The sequence below is a fragment of the Streptomyces sp. NPDC127114 genome, assembly GCF_042677525.1.
In the GTDB taxonomy this organism is placed as follows: Bacteria; Actinomycetota; Actinomycetes; order Streptomycetales; family Streptomycetaceae; genus Streptomyces.
In genome coordinates, this window is the sequence record NZ_JBHXTJ010000031.1 from 34,136 (window position 1) to 50,373 (window position 16,238).

At 69.7% G+C, this 16,238-nt stretch carries 15 protein-coding genes and 1 riboswitch; of the genes, 11 read left to right on the forward strand and 4 right to left on the reverse strand.

What is annotated here, in order from left to right; all coding sequences use genetic code 11:
* Positions 1–21: 21 nt before the first annotated feature.
* Complete coding sequence (locus ACFVGS_RS26765; protein WP_384421547.1) at positions 22–996, forward strand: carbohydrate kinase family protein; 975 nt, start codon at positions 22–24, stop codon at positions 994–996.
* Positions 997–1,048: 52 nt separating this feature from the next.
* On the opposite strand, the gene ACFVGS_RS26770 is transcribed toward ACFVGS_RS26765, so the two are convergent.
* Complete coding sequence (locus ACFVGS_RS26770; protein ID WP_384421549.1) at positions 1,049–2,434, reverse strand: cysteine desulfurase/sulfurtransferase TusA family protein; 1,386 nt, start codon at positions 2,432–2,434, stop codon at positions 1,049–1,051.
* A gap of 325 nt (positions 2,435–2,759) precedes the next feature.
* On the opposite strand from ACFVGS_RS26770, the gene coxB reads away from it, so the two are divergent.
* From coxB to ACFVGS_RS26790, 4 genes are all read left to right on the forward strand, one after another.
* A complete protein-coding gene (coxB, locus tag ACFVGS_RS26775) occupies positions 2,760–3,725 on the forward strand; it encodes a cytochrome c oxidase subunit II (RefSeq protein ID WP_384421550.1) in 966 nt (321 codons plus the stop codon).
* Positions 3,722–5,458: a cytochrome c oxidase subunit I gene (gene ctaD / locus ACFVGS_RS26780; protein WP_384421552.1), complete on the forward strand. Its 1,737-nt coding sequence runs from the start codon at positions 3,722–3,724 to the stop codon at positions 5,456–5,458. The genes coxB and ctaD overlap by 4 nt, the downstream gene beginning before the upstream one ends.
* Positions 5,455–5,853: a cytochrome c oxidase subunit 4 gene (locus ACFVGS_RS26785; RefSeq protein ID WP_384421554.1), complete on the forward strand. Its 399-nt coding sequence runs from the start codon at positions 5,455–5,457 to the stop codon at positions 5,851–5,853. Before ctaD ends, ACFVGS_RS26785 begins: the two co-directional genes overlap by 4 nt.
* 114 nt (positions 5,854–5,967) lie before the next feature.
* Positions 5,968–7,224: an Ig-like domain-containing protein gene (locus tag ACFVGS_RS26790; protein WP_384420835.1), complete on the forward strand. Its 1,257-nt coding sequence runs from the start codon at positions 5,968–5,970 to the stop codon at positions 7,222–7,224.
* 15 nt (positions 7,225–7,239) lie between these two features.
* On the opposite strand, the gene ACFVGS_RS26795 is transcribed toward ACFVGS_RS26790, so the two are convergent.
* Positions 7,240–7,641 (reverse strand): hypothetical protein, encoded by a 402-nt coding sequence (locus tag ACFVGS_RS26795; protein WP_384420833.1) that lies wholly within the window; start codon positions 7,639–7,641, stop codon positions 7,240–7,242.
* A 187-nt stretch (positions 7,642–7,828) separates the two neighbouring features.
* On the opposite strand from ACFVGS_RS26795, the gene ACFVGS_RS26800 reads away from it, so the two are divergent.
* The 6 genes from ACFVGS_RS26800 to ACFVGS_RS26825 all read left to right on the forward strand — a co-directional run bounded on the left by ACFVGS_RS26800 (position 7,829) and on the right by ACFVGS_RS26825 (position 14,982).
* A complete protein-coding gene (locus ACFVGS_RS26800; RefSeq protein WP_384420831.1) occupies positions 7,829–8,449 on the forward strand; it encodes a heme-copper oxidase subunit III in 621 nt (206 codons plus the stop codon).
* A gap of 74 nt (positions 8,450–8,523) precedes the next feature.
* Positions 8,524–9,333, forward strand: coding sequence for a c-type cytochrome (locus tag ACFVGS_RS26805; RefSeq protein WP_384420829.1), 810 nt, complete (start codon positions 8,524–8,526; stop codon positions 9,331–9,333).
* Positions 9,330–10,382: a Rieske 2Fe-2S domain-containing protein gene (locus ACFVGS_RS26810; protein ID WP_385694026.1), complete on the forward strand. Its 1,053-nt coding sequence runs from the start codon at positions 9,330–9,332 to the stop codon at positions 10,380–10,382. Before ACFVGS_RS26805 ends, ACFVGS_RS26810 begins: the two co-directional genes overlap by 4 nt.
* Positions 10,379–12,004: a cytochrome bc complex cytochrome b subunit gene (locus ACFVGS_RS26815; protein WP_384420826.1), complete on the forward strand. Its 1,626-nt coding sequence runs from the start codon at positions 10,379–10,381 to the stop codon at positions 12,002–12,004. Before ACFVGS_RS26810 ends, ACFVGS_RS26815 begins: the two co-directional genes overlap by 4 nt.
* A gap of 127 nt (positions 12,005–12,131) precedes the next feature.
* A complete protein-coding gene (trpD, locus tag ACFVGS_RS26820) occupies positions 12,132–13,196 on the forward strand; it encodes an anthranilate phosphoribosyltransferase (protein WP_384420824.1) in 1,065 nt (354 codons plus the stop codon).
* A gap of 87 nt (positions 13,197–13,283) precedes the next feature.
* Positions 13,284–13,400: riboswitch (SAM riboswitch) on the forward strand.
* Positions 13,401–13,581: 181 nt separating this feature from the next.
* Positions 13,582–14,982 (forward strand): aminotransferase class V-fold PLP-dependent enzyme, encoded by a 1,401-nt coding sequence (locus ACFVGS_RS26825; protein WP_385694029.1) that lies wholly within the window; start codon positions 13,582–13,584, stop codon positions 14,980–14,982.
* 94 nt (positions 14,983–15,076) lie between these two features.
* Here ACFVGS_RS26825 and ACFVGS_RS26830 read toward each other — a convergent pair whose 3' ends face one another.
* Positions 15,077–15,358 carry an Lrp/AsnC family transcriptional regulator gene (locus ACFVGS_RS26830; RefSeq protein WP_128976777.1) on the reverse strand — a complete coding sequence of 94 codons (282 nt, stop codon included), beginning with the start codon at positions 15,356–15,358 and terminating at the stop codon, positions 15,077–15,079.
* A complete protein-coding gene (locus ACFVGS_RS26835; RefSeq protein ID WP_384420820.1) occupies positions 15,355–16,098 on the reverse strand; it encodes a rhomboid family intramembrane serine protease in 744 nt (247 codons plus the stop codon). The genes ACFVGS_RS26830 and ACFVGS_RS26835 overlap by 4 nt, the downstream gene beginning before the upstream one ends.
* Positions 16,099–16,238: the final 140 nt, after the last annotated feature.

Below are 16,238 nucleotides of genomic sequence, written 5' to 3' on the forward strand. Positions count from 1 at the left end.
CTCCACCAGGAGCGCCCAGCCGTGCGTATCGCAGTCACCGGCTCCATCGCCACCGACCACCTCATGACCTTCCCCGGCAGGTTCGCCGACCAGCTCGTCGCGGACCAGCTTCACACGGTCTCGCTGTCGTTCCTGGTCGACAACCTCGACGTCCGCCGGGGCGGCGTCGCCCCGAACATCTGCTTCGGCATGGGGCAGCTCGGCGGCAACCCGATCCTGGTGGGCGCGGCCGGCTACGACTTCGACGAGTACCGCGCCTGGCTCGACCGGCACGGCGTCGACACCGGCTCCGTCCGCATCTCCGAGGTGCTGCACACCGCCCGCTTCGTGTGCACCACCGACACGGACCACAACCAGATCGGCTCCTTCTACACCGGCGCCATGAGCGAGGCCCGGCTGATCGAGCTCAAGGCCGTCGCCGACCGCGTGGGCGGCCTGGACCTGGTGCTCATCGGCGCCGACGACCCCGAGGCGATGCTGCGCCACACCGAGGAGTGCCGCACCCGCCGGATCCCCTTCGCCGCCGACTTCTCGCAGCAGATCGCCCGCATGGGCGGCGACGAGATCCGCACCCTCATGGACGGCGCGGCCTACCTCTTCTCCAACGAGTACGAGAAGGGCCTCATCGAGTCGAAGACCGGCTGGACCGACGAGGAGATCCTCGGCCGCGTCGGCCACCGGGTCACCACCCTCGGCTCGCGCGGCGTGCGCATCGAGCGGGCCGGCGAGGACCCGATCGAGGTCGGCTGCCCGGAGGAGGAGGCCAAGGTCGACCCGACCGGCGTCGGCGACGCCTTCCGGGCCGGCTTCCTGACCGGCCTCGGCTGGGGCGTCAGCCTGGAGCGCGCCGCCCAGGTCGGCTGCATGCTCGCCACCCTGGTGATCGAGACCCTGGGCACCCAGGAGTACACCCTGCGCCGCACCAACTTCATGGAGCGCTTCACCAAGGCGTACGGCGACGAGGCCGCCGCCGAGGTCCAGGCCCACCTGGCCTGACCGTCCGACCACCGGACCCCGGGCGCCCGACGGCACCCGGGGTCCCGCCGTGTCACGCCACCCGGCGCACCACGTACGCGGTGCCGCCCTTCGGCGACGGCTCCTCGCCCACGTACTCCTGGCCGCGCATCTCGCACCAGGCCGGGATGTCCAGCCGGGCCGCCTCGTCGTCGGAGAGCACGGTCACCGTGCCGCCCACGGGCACGTCACCGATCACCCTGGCCAGCTCGATCACCGGGATCGGGCAGCGCTTGCCGAGGGCGTCGACCAGGAGCGTGTCCGGTGCCCCGTCCGACACGGCCGCCGGGTGCGGGGCGCCGAGCCGCTCGCGCACGCCGGCGACGAGGCCCGGCAGGACGGCGAGGAAGCGGTCCACGTCCTCCTCCGCCGTGCCCGCCGGCAGCGAGACCCGGACGTTTCCCTCACTCAGGACGCCCATGGCGCGCAGCACATGGCTGGGCGTCAGCGTGGAGCTCGTGCACGACGAACCGGACGAAACGGAGAAACCCTCCCGGTCCAGCTCGTGCAGCAGCGCCTCTCCGTCGACATAGAGACAGGAGAAGGTGACCAGGTGCGGCAGTCGCCGCACCGGATCGCCGACCACCTCCACGTCCGGCACCAGCTCCGGCACCCGCGTCCGGATCCGGTCCACCAGGGCCCGCAGCCGCGCCGACTCGGCCGCCGCCTCCGCCCGTACCGCCCGCAGCGAGGCCGCCGCCGCCACGATCGCCGGCAGGTTCTCGAAGCCCGGCGCCCGCCCCGACTCCCGCTCGTCACCCGGACCTTGCGGGGCGAACCGGACACCCTTGCGCACCGCGAGCAGCCCCACGCCCGACGGGCCGCCCCACTTGTGCGCGCTCGCCGCGAGCAGCGACCAGCCCTCCGCCACCGGCCCCCAGCCGAGCGACTGCGCCGCGTCCACGAGCAGCGGCACCCCCGCCGCCCGGCAGACCTCCGCCACCTCGGCGACCGGCTGCTCGGTCCCCACCTCGTGGTTGGCCGACTGCAGACAGGCCAGCGCGGTACGGGCGTCGAGCGCCGCCGCGAAGCGCTCCGGGTCCACCGCGCCCGACCTGCCCACCGGCACCTCGGCCACCGTCCCGCCCGCCGCCGCGTGCGCCTCGCCGGCGTGCAGCACGGAGGAGTGTTCGACGGCCGACACCACGAGCCGGTCCCCGACGCGCCGGCGCCCGGCGAGCGCCCCGGAGATTCCCGTGTGAACCGCGCGCGTCCCCGAAGGAGTGAAGACCAGTTCGTCCGGGCGGCAGCCCACCGCCTCCGCCGCGGCCTCCCGTGCCGCGTCCAGCAGCAGCCGGGCCCGCCGCCCCTCCCGGTACAGCCGGGCCGGATCGGCCCAGCCCTCGTCCAGGGCGGCCAGGAGCGCCTGGCGGGCGACGGGGTGCAGCGGAGCGGCGGACGCGGCGTCGAAGTACGGCATCCGCCCACGGTAGGGCCTGCCGCCGCGAACCCCGAGCAGGCCCCGGCCCCGCCCGCGTGATCCCTCGTCAGAACCGGCGCCCCGGCCGCCGGTCGACCGCCGTACGGCCCCCGGGAAACCCTCTGCGGAAGGCCCGGGTCCACTCCTTCGGGGACTCGGACGGCGCGTTGGGCACCCTCCCCGCGCGACCCCAAATAGCGTCCAGTAGGGTTTGGTCCGCATAAACATCCAAACCCCTGCCCGCGGCCGGGGCGGCGACCGACCAGCGAGACGGACGGCCGTGGCAGCCGACCTACGCGGGCCGAGACTCTCGGGAAGGCGCTACGTGAGTCCCAACGGCTCCGACCGCTCGTCGCGGCGCCCGATGCGGCGGAAGCTGCCGCAGGTGCTGACTGCGGGCCTGATCCTGGCGACAGCCACCGGCTGCTCGTACAACTGGGAAGACTTCCCTCGCCTTGGCATGCCCACCCCCGTGACGGAAGAGGCTCCGCGGATCCTCTCCCTCTGGCAGGGCTCGTGGGCGGCCGCGCTCGCCACCGGCGTGCTGGTGTGGGGCCTCATCCTGTGGGCCACCATCTTCCACCGGCGCAGCCGCACCAAGGTCGAGGTACCCCCGCAGACCCGTTACAACATGCCGATCGAGGCGCTGTACACGGTCACCCCGCTCATCATCGTCTCGGTGCTCTTCTACTTCACCGCGCGTGACGAGTCGAAGCTCCTCGAGCTCTCCGCCAAGCCCGCCCACACCATCAACGTGGTCGGCTACCAGTGGAGCTGGGGCTTCAACTACATCGAGAACGTGCCCGGCGTGACCGGCGACGCGAAGACGGACAAGAACCTCGAGACGCTTCCGGACCGGTACAAGAACGCGCTGCCGGAGAACGCCGGCGGCGTCTACGACTACGGCATCCCCGGCACCCGCAACCCGCAGACCGGCAACCCGGGCCCGACCCTGTGGCTGCCCAAGGGCGAGAAGGTCCGGTTCGTCCTGACCTCCCGTGACGTCATCCACTCCTTCTGGGTGGTCCCCTTCCTGATGAAGCAGGACGTCATCCCGGGTCACCCGAACGCCTTCGAGGTCACCCCGACCCAGGAGGGCACCTTCCTCGGCAAGTGCGCCGAGCTGTGCGGTGTCGACCACTCCCGGATGCTCTTCAACGTCAAGGTGGTCTCCCCGGAGCGCTACCAGCAGCACCTGAAGGAGCTGGCGGAGAAGGGGCAGACCGGCTACATCCCGTCGGGCATTGCGCAGACGGACCCGGCCAGGAATGCGGAGAAGAAGCAACTGTGAGCATCCTCAACGAACCCCAGGGTGCGGCCGCGGCTGAGGACTCGTACGAGAACGAGCTCCCGGTTCGCCGCAAGCAGCCCGGCAACGTCGTGGTGAAGTGGCTGACGACCACCGACCACAAGACCATCGGCACGATGTACCTGGTCACGTCGTTCGCCTTCTTCTGCATCGGCGGCCTGATGGCGCTCTTCATGCGCGCCGAGCTGGCCCGTCCGGGCACGCAGATCATGTCGAACGAGCAGTTCAACCAGGCGTTCACGATGCACGGCACGATCATGCTGCTGATGTTCGCGACGCCGCTGTTCGCCGGTTTCGCGAACTGGATCATGCCGCTGCAGATCGGCGCGCCCGACGTGGCGTTCCCGCGGCTGAACATGTTCGCCTACTGGCTGTACCTCTTCGGCTCGATCATCGCGGTGGCCGGCTTCCTCACCCCGCAGGGTGCCGCCGACTTCGGCTGGTTCGCCTACTCCCCGCTGTCGGACGCGGTCCGCTCGCCGGGCGTCGGCGCCGACATGTGGATCATGGGTCTGGCCTTCTCCGGCTTCGGCACGATCCTCGGCTCGGTCAACTTCATCACCACGATCATCTGCATGCGCGCCCCGGGCATGACGATGTTCCGCATGCCGATCTTCACCTGGAACGTGCTGCTGACCGGTGTCCTGGTCCTGCTGGCCTTCCCGGTCCTGGCGGCCGCGCTGTTCGCCCTGGAGGCCGACCGGAAGTTCGGTGCCCACGTCTTCGACGCGGCCAACGGCGGCGCACTGCTGTGGCAGCACCTCTTCTGGTTCTTCGGACACCCTGAGGTGTACATCATCGCCCTGCCGTTCTTCGGCATCATCTCCGAGGTCATCCCGGTCTTCAGCCGCAAGCCGATGTTCGGCTACATCGGTCTGGTGGCCGCGACCATCGCGATCGCCGGTCTGTCCGTGACCGTGTGGGCCCACCACATGTACGTCACCGGTGGCGTGCTCCTCCCGTTCTTCTCCTTCATGACGTTCCTCATCGCCGTTCCGACCGGCGTGAAGTTCTTCAACTGGATCGGAACGATGTGGAAGGGCTCGCTGTCCTTCGAGACCCCGATGCTCTGGGCCGTCGGCTTCCTGATCACCTTCACCTTCGGTGGTCTGACCGGCGTCATCCTGGCCTCGCCCCCGATGGACTTCCACATCTCCGACTCGTACTTCGTGGTCGCGCACTTCCACTACGTCGTCTTCGGCACGGTGGTCTTCGCGATGTTCTCCGGCTTCCACTTCTGGTGGCCGAAGTTCACGGGCAAGATGCTGGACGAGCGCCTCGGCAAGATCACCTTCTGGACGCTGTTCATCGGCTTCCACGGCACGTTCCTGGTGCAGCACTGGCTCGGTGCCGAGGGCATGCCGCGTCGTTACGCGGACTACCTCGACGCCGACGGCTTCACCGCGCTGAACACGATCTCGACGATCTCCTCGTTCCTGCTCGGCCTGTCGATCCTGCCGTTCTTCTACAACATCTGGAAGACCGCCAAGTACGGCAAGAAGATCGAGGTCGACGACCCGTGGGGCTACGGCCGTTCGCTCGAGTGGGCGACGTCCTGCCCGCCGCCGCGGCACAACTTCCTCACCCTGCCGCGGATCCGTTCCGAATCCCCGGCGTTCGACCTGCACCACCCTGAGATCGCGGCTCTCGACCAGCTCGAGAACAAGCCTCACGAGGTGGCGGCCCTCAGCGGCGGCAAGGAGGCCGGCAAGTGAAGATCCAGGGCAAGATGTTCATCTGGCTGAGCGTCTTCGTCCTCGCCATGGCGATCGTCTATGGCGTGTGGTCGAAGGAGCCGGTCGGTACGACGGCGCTGTTCCTGGCGTTCGGTCTCTGCATCATGATCGGCTACTACCTGGCCTTCACGGCCAAGCGGGTCGACGCCATGGCGCAGGACGACAAGGAGGCCGACGTCGCGGACGAGGCCGGCGAGGTGGGCTTCTTCGCCCCCCACAGCTGGCAGCCGCTCTCGCTGGCCGTCGGCGGTGCGCTCGCCTTCCTCGCCATCGCGATGGGCTGGTGGCTGCTGTACTTCTCGACCCCGCTGATCCTGGTCGGCATCTTCGGCTGGGTGTTCGAGTTCTACCGCGGTGAGAACCAGAACCAGTAGCAGCACCCCGTAACACCCCGAGGGGCCCGGTCGCGTGGTTCCGACGAAGCGGCCGGGCCCCTCTTTTGCCGCGCTCGGCGCGCCGGGCGCGAGGATTGTTCTTAGCGTGAAGTCATGAACGACACGCCGCGCATTCGGACTGTTCTGAGCTGCACTCTTCTGGCCCTCACCGTCACGGCGGGCGTCACGGCGTGCGCGGGCGGCGGGGGCCATCCGCTGTCGGCGAGGCCCTTCGACGCGGCGGACCAGATCGCCTTCAACGCACCCGCGGGCGGGCGGAAGGCCGACCCCGACAAGCCCCTGGAGATCACCGCCAAGGGCGAGGACGGGCGGATCACCGACGTCACCGCGACCGACGAGTCCGGGCACCACCTGGCGGGCGAACTCACCGCCGACGGGCAGAAGTGGCGCTCCACGGCCGCGCTGGCGGCCGGCGCCCGCTACACCGTCCGGGTGGCCACCGAGGACGAGGACGGCGCCCCAGGAGCCCGTACGTTCACGTTCGAGACCGCCCCGGCCAAACGGGCGCTCACCGTCACGTTCGGCCCGGAGGCGGGCAAGTACGGCGTCGGACAGCCCGTCACCGCGGAGCTCAGCCTCCCGGTGAAGGACAGGAAGGCCCGCGCGGTGGTCGAACGCGCCCTCAAGGTCCGCTCCGTACCGGCCGTGGAGGGCTCCTGGTACTGGGTGGACGACAAGAAGCTGCACTACCGCCCGAAGGAGTACTGGCCCACCGGCGCGACCGTCACCGCCACCGGCAACCTCGCCGGCGTCAAGGTGGGCGACAAGCTCTACGGCGGCGACTCCAAGCCGCTCACGCTGACCATCGGCGACCGCGTCGAGGCCGTCACGGACGCCGGCTCCCACCACATGACGGTGAGCCGGAACGGAAAAGTGATCAACACCATTCCGGTGACCACCGGAAAACCGGGCTTCTCCACCCGTAACGGGATCAAAGTGGTGCTCGGTAAGGAGTACTACGTCCGGATGCGCGGCACCAGCATCGGCATCGCGGAGGGCAGCTCGGAGTCGTACGACCTGCCGGTCTACTACGCCACCCGGGTCACCTGGAGCGGTGAGTACGTCCACGCCGCACCCTGGTCCGTCGGCTCCCAGGGCGTCGCCAACGTCAGCCACGGCTGCACCGGCATGTCGACCGGGAACGCGGCCTGGTTCTACGAGAACGTCCGCCCGGGCGACATCGTCAAGGTCGTCAACAGCTCAGGCCAGATGATGGACACCTTCGGCAACGGCTTCGGCGACTGGAACCTGAGCTGGGACAAGTGGCGCCGGGGCAGCGCCCTGGTGGCCGAGAAGGGCGACCCCACGGCCACCGAGGACGCGAAGGCCCGGCTCAGGCCGAGCCTGTAACCCGTACGGGCGGTGCTACGCGTCGATGGAGAGACGCGAGCGCAGCAGGGCCGCCAGGGACGCCGCGAACTCGACCGGTTCCACCGGAAGGGTGACCGCGGCGTCCGCGCGGCTCCACGTGGCCAGCCAGGCGTCCTGCGGGCGGCCGATGAGGAGCAGCACCGGCGGGCAGCGGAAGACCTCGTCCTTGATCTGCCGGCACACGCCCATGCCGCCCGCCGGCACGGCCTCGCCGTCGAGCACGCACACGTCGATGCCGCCCTCGTCCAGGGCCGCGAGCACCGCCGGCAGCGTCGCGCACTCCACGAACTCGACCGGGGGAACATCGGCGGCGGGCCGGCGCCCGGCCGCGAGGCGGACCTGCGCGCGGGTGTTCGCGTCGTCGCTGTAGACCAGGACCGTGGCGCTCGACTGCATCGTTCCTCCGTGAAGGTGGTCGGCCGTTGCGCGGATGCTACTCCGCTCCACACCCCGTCAACACCCGTTCAACACCTGTTCGAAGGGTGCCGGAAGCCCGCCCGGATGGGCCGTTCGGGCAGGACACGCGCCCCGGACACTCCGAACGGCACCCCCCGGAGTGAGGGCGGGATAAGCGACCGACATAATGTCGGTCGTGGCGACAGTAACGACAGTAGATACCGGGCACGCGCACCCGTCGGTCAATCGACCGAACCTCACCAGCGTCGGAACCATCATCTGGCTGAGCTCCGAGCTGATGTTCTTCGCGGCCCTCTTCGCGATGTACTTCACCCTGCGATCCGTGATGGGCGCGGAGTTCTGGACGGAAAAGGCGCACGCCTTGAACCTTCCGTTCTCCGCGACGAACACCACGATCCTGGTGCTCTCCTCCCTCACCTGCCAGCTCGGCGTCTTCGCCGCCGAGCGCGGTGACGTGAAGAAGCTCCGGACGTGGTTCGTCATCACGTTCGTGATGGGCGCGGTCTTCATCGGCGGCCAGGTCTTCGAGTACACCGAGCTGGTGAAGAAGGACGGCCTCTCGCTGTCCTCCGACCCGTACGGCACGGTGTTCTACCTGACCACCGGCTTCCACGGCCTGCACGTGACGGGCGGTCTCATCGCCTTCCTGCTGGTCCTCGGCCGGACGTACGCCGCCAAGAGGTTCACTCACGAGCAGGCAACCGCCGCCATCGTCGTGTCCTACTACTGGCACTTCGTCGATGTCGTCTGGATCGGCCTCTTCGCCACGATCTACTTGATCAAGTAATCGGGCTCCGCCTCCGGGCGGACCGACACATCCAGCAAGCATCGACGCAGAAGATCCTGACACCGGGGTAATCCGTGAAAAAGCTCTCCGCACGACGACGCCATCCGCTGGCGGCGGTCGTCGTCCTACTTCTCGCGCTGGCGGCAACTGGGGGGCTCTACGCCGCGTTCGCGCCCGCGGGCACGGCGAAGGCCGATGAAACCGCCCAGTCCCTGGCCATCGAGGAGGGCAAGAAGCTCTACTCCGTCGGCTGTGCCAGCTGCCACGGAACCGGCGGTCAGGGCACCTCTGACGGCCCGTCCCTGGTCGGCGTGGGCTCGGCGGCCGTGGACTTCCAGGTCGGCACCGGCCGCATGCCCGCGCAGCAGCCGGGCGCGCAGGTCCCGAGGAAGAAGGTCATCTACACGCAGGCTGAGATCGATCAGCTCGCGGCGTACGTCGCCTCCCTCGGCGCCGGCCCGACCGTGCCGAAGGCCAACCAGTACAGCCCTGAGGGCGCCGACGTCGCCAAGGGTGGCGAGCTGTTCCGCTCCAACTGCGCCCAGTGCCACAACTTCACCGGTGAGGGCGGTGCCCTGACCTACGGCAAGTACGCCCCGAGCCTCGAGGGCGTGGACCCGAAGCACCTCTACGAGGCCATGCAGACCGGCCCGCAGAACATGCCCTCCTTCCCCGACACCACGATGCCGGAGAAGCAGAAGAAGGACATCATCGCCTACGTCCAGGCCGTGAACAGCGACAAGGCCGACAACCCGGGTGGTCTCAAGCTGGGTGGCCTCGGCCCCGTCAGCGAGGGTCTGTTCGCGTGGATCTTCGGTCTGGGCGCGCTGATCGCAGTTGCCATCTGGGTCGCGGCCCACACCGCTAAGGCCAAGAAGTCATGAGTACCCAAGAGAATTCAGAAGAGAACCTGCCGACCGTGCAGGACACCGCGCACGGCGCGGTGAAGGTCGCCGAAGACCCGTTCGCCGACCCGGGCCTCCCGCCCCACAAGCCGCGCATCCAGGACATCGACGAGCGGGCCGCCAAGCGGTCCGAGCGCGCGATCGCCTTCATGTTCACGCTGTCGATGCTGGCCACGATCGGCTTCATCGCCTCGTACGTGATCTTCCCGGTCGACAAGATCGTGTACATCTGGCCGTTCGGCCGGGTGTCCGCGCTCAACTTCGCCCTGGGCTGGACGCTCGGCCTGGCCCTGTTCTTCATCGGCGCGGGCGCGGTCCACTGGGCCCGCACCCTGATGTCCGACGTCGAGGTGGCCGACGAGCGTCACCCGATGGAGGCGTCGCCCGAGGTCAAGGCCAAGGTCATGGCGGACTTCGCGGCCGGTGCCGCCGAGTCCGGCTTCGGCCGCCGCAAGCTGGTCCGCAACACGCTGTTCGGCGCGCTGGCCCTGGTGCCGCTCTCCGGCGTCGTGCTGCTGCGTGACATGGGTCCGCTGCCCGAGAAGAAGCTCCGCTCCACCATGTGGGCGAAGGGCAAGCTCCTCATCAACATGAACACCAACGAGCCGCTGCGTCCCGAGGACGTCGCCGTCGGTTCGCTGACGTTCGCCAAGCCCGAGGGCCTGGAGGAGCACGACCACCACTTCCAGACCGAGATCGCCAAGGCCGCCCTGATGATCGTCCGGATCCAGCCGGAGGACATCAAGGACAAGCGCGAGCTCGAGTGGTCCCACGAGGGCATCGTGGCCTTCTCGAAGATCTGCACCCACGTCGGTTGCCCGATCTCCCTGTACGAGCAGCAGACGCACCACGTGCTCTGCCCGTGCCACCAGTCCACCTTCGACCTGTCCGACGGCGCCCGCGTCATCTTCGGCCCGGCCGGCCACGCCCTCCCGCAGCTGCGGATCGGCGTGAACGACAAGGGCTTCCTCGAGGCGCACGGCGACTTCGAAGAGCCCGTCGGTCCTGCTTTCTGGGAGCGCGGATGAGCACTGTGACCAACACGCAGAAGAAGGCGCCCGCCGGAGAGCGGATCGCCGACTGGGCCGACGGACGCCTGGGGATCTACACGCTGGCCAAGGCCAACATGCGGAAGATCTTCCCGGACCACTGGTCCTTCATGCTGGGCGAGGTCTGCCTCTACAGCTTCCTCATCATCATCCTGACGGGCGTCTACCTGACGATGTTCTTCCACCCGTCGATGAACGAGGTGGAGTACGTCGGACCGTACGTCCCGCTCCAGGGACAGCTGATGTCCGAGGCGTTCAACTCGACCATGCACATCTCGTTCGAGGTGCGCGGTGGTCTGCTCATCCGGCAGATCCACCACTGGGCGGCGCTGATCTTCCTCGCCGGCATGTTCGTGCACATGATGCGCGTCTTCTTCACCGGCGCGTTCCGCAAGCCGCGTGAGATCAACTGGCTGTTCGGCTTCCTGCTGTTCTTCCTGGGCATGTTCACCGGCTTCACCGGTTACTCGCTCCCGGACGACCTGCTGTCCGGCACCGGTGTCCGCTTCATGCAGGGCGCGATCCTGTCCGTGCCGATCGTCGGCACGTACCTGTCGATGTTCCTGTTCGGCGGCGAGTTCCCCGGCGGCGACTTCGTCGCCCGGTTCTACTCGGCGCACGTGCTGCTGCTCCCGGGCATCATGCTCGGCCTGGTGGTCGCGCACCTCATCCTGGTGTTCGTCCACAAGCACACGCACTTCGAGGGCCCCGGCCGCACCAACAAGAACGTCGTCGGCATGCCGCTGCTGCCGGTGTACATGGCCAAGGCCGGAGGCTTCTTCTTCCTGGTCTTCGGCGTCATCGCGGTCATCTCGGCGATCGCCTCGATCAACCCGATCTGGGCCCTCGGCCCGTACCGCCCGGACCAGGTGTCCACCGGCGCCCAGCCCGACTGGTACATGGGCTTCGCCGAGGGTCTGATCCGTGTCATGCCGGGCTGGGAGATCAACCTGTGGGGCCACACGCTGGTCCTCGGCGTGATGATCCCGCTGGCGATCTTCCCGGCGGTCCTCGCCGCGATCGCGGTCTACCCCTTCATCGAGTCCTGGATCACGGGCGACAAGCGCGAGCACCACATCGCGCAGCGCCCGCGCAACGCTCCGACGCGCACCGCCTTCGGTGTCGCCTGGATCACCGCGTACATGGTCATGCTCGTCGGTGGTGGAAACGACCTGTGGGCCACGCACTTCCACCTGTCGCTGAACGCCATCACCTGGTTCGTCCGGATCTTCTTCTTCGTCGGCCCGGTCATCGCGTTCATCGTCACCAAGCGGATCTGCCTCGGCCTCCAGCGCCGGGACAAGGACAAGGTGCTGCACGGTCGCGAGTCCGGCATCATCAAGCGCCTGCCGCACGGTGAGTTCGTCGAGGTCCACCAGCCGCTCAGCCAGGGCGAGCGCTACAAGCTCACCGCCCACGAGCAGTACGAGCCGGCCGAGCTGCCGCCGGCCGTCGACGAGAACGGTGTGGAGCGCAAGATCGGCCGCATGGAGAAGCTCCGGGTCAAGCTCAACCGGGGTTACTACGGCGCGGACAACCAGATCGCCAAGCCGACGGTCGAGGAGTTCAGGGAGATCGAGAGCGGCCACGGCCACCACTGATCACCTGACCTGGTAGTCGCCACGGCGAGAGCCCCGTCCATTCGATGGACGGGGCTCTTTGCCGTGCCCGGAGATCGATAGGGTGGGAGACGACCTCGCAGTCCCGTACGTACACACAGGAGCGACCATGAGCGCTGTGCACCCCGCTGGAGGCGACACCGCGGCGGGCCGCTCCTGGCCCGCCCTGCTGAACGGACTCCTCGAAGGCCGTGACCTGTCCGCCGACGACACCGCCTGGGCGATGGACCTGATCATGCGCGGCGAGGCGACCGACGCGCAGATCGCCGGGTTCATGGTGGCCCTGCGGGCCAAGGGCGAGACGGTGGCGGAGATCTCCGGTCTCGTACGGACCATGTACGAGCACGCCAACGTCATCGAGGTGCCCGGGCCGGCCGTCGACATCGTCGGCACCGGCGGCGACGGGGCCAGGACGGTGAACATCTCCACGATGTCGTCGATCGTGGTCGCCGGCACCGGCGTCAGGGTCGTCAAGCACGGCAACCGCGCCGCCTCCTCCGCCTCCGGCTCCTCCGACGTCCTGGAGAAGCTCGGCATCAACCTGAACCTCACCCCGAAGCGGGTCGCCGAGGTCGCCGAGGAGGCGGGCATCACCATCTGCTTCGCGGTGAAGTTCCACCCCTCGCTGCGGTACGTCGCCGCCGCCCGCGGCCAGCTCGGCATCCGCACCACCTTCAACGTGCTCGGCCCGCTCACCAACCCGGCCAAGGTGCGGGCCCAGGCCGTCGGCGTCGCCGACCCGCGCATGGCGCCGATCGTGGCCGGCGTGCTCGCCGACCGCGGCAACTCCGCCCTGGTCTTCCGCGGCGACGACGGCCTGGACGAGCTGACCACCACCGGCACCTCCCGGGTGTGGGTGGTCCGGGACGGCGCCGTCCGCGAGGAGCGCTTCGACCCGCGGGACGTCGGCATCGAGCCGGTGACCCTGGACGCCCTGCGCGGCGGCGACCCCTCGTACAACGCCGACGTCGCCCGGCGCCTGCTCGCCGGCGAGACCGGCCCGGTGCGGGACGCGGTGCTGCTCAACTCGGCGGCCGCGCTGGTCGCCCTGGAGCCGGGCGAGGGCACCCTCGCGGAGCAGCTGCGGGCCGGCATGGACCGGGCCGCCGAGTCGGTCGACTCGGGCTCCGCCCGCCGCGCCCTGGAGCGGTGGATCGCGGCCAGCAACGCCTGAGCGCGTGTGAACGGCGGATTGCGACCCCGTCCCGGATGCCGGGACGGGGTTGCGTCGTCGTGATCGTCTGGCATAGGTTCTGGAACAGGTCATGAGTGACAGCGACAAAGCCCCGGCTGGCTGTCCGGCAACCCTCCGTCCGTGGCGGGGTGCCCCGGGTGAAGACCAGGCCGCACGAGCAGAAGCCTGCGGCAAGCGCGGACCCCTGCGCACACCCTGGGGTCCTTGGTCCTCTAGGGAGCGGTGTCTCGTGAGCAAGCGAATGCGCTAGGGCCTCCGGCCCCTTTCTCCACCTCAACACCCGTACGCGGCACCCCCTTTCGCGCTGCCGCCCCGCGGGCCCCTCACGCCCTTTCGCGCCCCTTTTATGCCGGGAGACACCGTCATGTCCGCACGCCCGAACGCCTCCGCCACCGCTTCCGCCGCCGCTGCTCCGGCCGACACCGACCCCTGCTGCGACGCCCCGCTGCCGGTCCTCGGCCGTGACGTCACCGTCCCGCTCGTCACCGGCGGCGAGGTCACCTACGCGGCGCTCGACTACGCCGCCAGCGCCCCGGCCCTCCAGCGCGTGTGGGACGACGTGGCCGCCTACGCCCCGTACTACGGCAGCGTCCACCGCGGCGCCGGCTACCTCTCCCAGCTCTCCACCGACCTCTTCGAGAGCAGCCGCGCCACCGTCGCCGAGTTCCTCGACTGCCGCCCCGGCGACCAGGTCGTCTTCACCCGCTCCACCACCGACTCGCTCAACCTGCTCGCCCAGGTGATCCCCGCCGGCTGCCAGGTCTTCGTCTTCGAGACCGAGCACCACGCCTCGCTGCTGCCCTGGAGGGACGCCCGGGTCACCTACCTCAACGCGCCGCGCACCCCGGAGCAGGCCGTCGCCACCCTTGAGCGGGCCCTCGCCGACCGGGACCCCTACGGGCCCGCCCTGGTCTGCGTGACCGGTGCCTCCAACGTCACCGGCGAGCTGTGGCCGGTGCGCGAACTCGCCGCGGCCGCGCACGCGCACGGCGCGCGGATCGTCCTGGACGCCGCCCAGCTGGCGCCCCACCACCCCGTCTCCGTACGGGAGTTGGACGTCGACTGGGTCGCCTTCTCCGGGCACAAGCTGTACGCCCCGTTCGGCTCCGGCGTCCTCGCCGGGCGCGCCGACTGGCTGCAGGAATCCGAGCCCTACCTCGCGGGCGGCGGCGCCTCCCGCAAGGTGGCCCGCCGGGCCGACGGTGGTGTGGACGTGGAGTGGCACACCACCGCGGCCCGGCATGAGGCCGGTTCGCCGAACGTCATCGGCGTCTACTCCATCGCCTCCGCCTGCAAGGCCCTCACCGAGGCCGGCTTCGACTCCCTCGTCGCCCGCGAGCGGCACCTGATCGCCAGGGTCCGCGAGGGCCTGGCGGAGGTGCCCGAGGTCCGCGTCCTCTCCCTCTTCGGCGACGACTCGCCGCGCGTCGGCGTCATCTCCTTCGTCGTGGAGGGCTGGAACAGCTCGCACTTCGCCGCCGCGCTGTCCGCCGAGTACGGCATCGGCGTCCGCGACGGCCTGTTCTGCGCCCACCCGCTCGTGCGCACGCTGCTCGGCAGCGACCCGCGGGACCCCGGCGAGTGCGGCGCCCCGGAGGCGGCCCCTGGCGAGCGGTCCCTCAACGCGATCCGGGTGAGCTTCGGCGCGGGCACGCCCGACGAGCACGTGGAGCGGTTCGTCGGCGCGGTGAAGGAGCTGGTGCGCGACGGCGCCCGCTGGAAGTACCGCACCGAGGACGGCCGCTGCGTCCCGGACCGCGGCTGAACCCGGCCCGTACCGCGGCTGACGGGGTTCCCCCGTACGAGTGAAGCCGGCCTCCCGTGGGGAGAGGCCGGCTTCACCGCTGTGTCCGGCCGCCCTACGACTCCAGGCCGATGGCGAAGGCCGCGTCCAGCTCGTGCTGCGAGTAGGCGCGGAAGGCGACGTGCGTGTCGGTGGCCTCGACGCCGGGGATCTTGGAGATCTGGCCCGGGATGATGTCGGCCAGGTCGTCGTGGCGCCCGACCCGGACCATGGCGATCAGGTCGTAGGTGCCGGTGACCGAGAAGACCTCGCTGACGGAGTCGATCGCGGCGATCGCCTCGGCGATCTCGGGGATGCGGTCCACGCTGGTCTTGATGAGCACGATCGCGGTGATCACGGCTGGCTTTCTCCCTCGGTGGCCGCGGCTGGTGGTTTCACCTTATCCCCACGCCCGTAGCGCGCCCACGCGTAGACGAAGCCCAGCGCGAAGCCGATCACGTGCGCCAGGTACGCGACCCCCGGCCCCGCCCCGGCCGAGCGGGCCGCCAGCCACTGGAGCGCGAACCAGAACGCCAGCACGATCCAGGCCGGGAAGCGCAGCGGCAGGAAGAAGAGGAAGGGGAAGAGGCTGGTGACCCGGGAGCGCGGGAAGAGATAGAGGAAGGCGCCCAGCACGCCCGAGATCGCCCCCGAGGCCCCGACCAGCGTCTGCCCGCCGTCCGCCTGGTCGCCGTGCACCGCCGCGTAGCCGGCCAGCGCCAGATATCCGACGCCCAGGTAGAACAGGCCGAAGCCGGTCGCGCCCATGCGCTCCTCGGCCATGGCGCCGAAGACGTACAGGAACAGCATGTTCCCGAGCAGGTGCAGCCAGCTGCCGTGGACGAAGAGCGCGGTCAGCGGGGTGAGCAGGGCGCGCGGCTCGCCCTGTGTCAGCTCGGCGGGGATGACGCCCCAGCGCTGGAAGTACGTGCTCTGCGCCGCGAGCAGCTCGTCGCCCGTGCCGTACGCCGGACCGAGTCCCGACACCGGGCTGACGGCGAACAGCAGCACGCAGCACGCGATGAGTCCGTAGGTCACGGTGGGCCCGCCACGGGCGCCGCGCCAGGCGCCGAGGGCCGCGCTCCGCCAGTCGATCATGGACAGATCATGGCGTACCGGGGCCCACCTGGACAGAGTGCCTCGCCGTGACACGGGGTACCCGCGAGGCCGTAGGGTTACGGGCAGTACTCCCGCAGTTCGACGGTGCACCGCGGGCCCGTAAAGCCTCGTACGGAAAG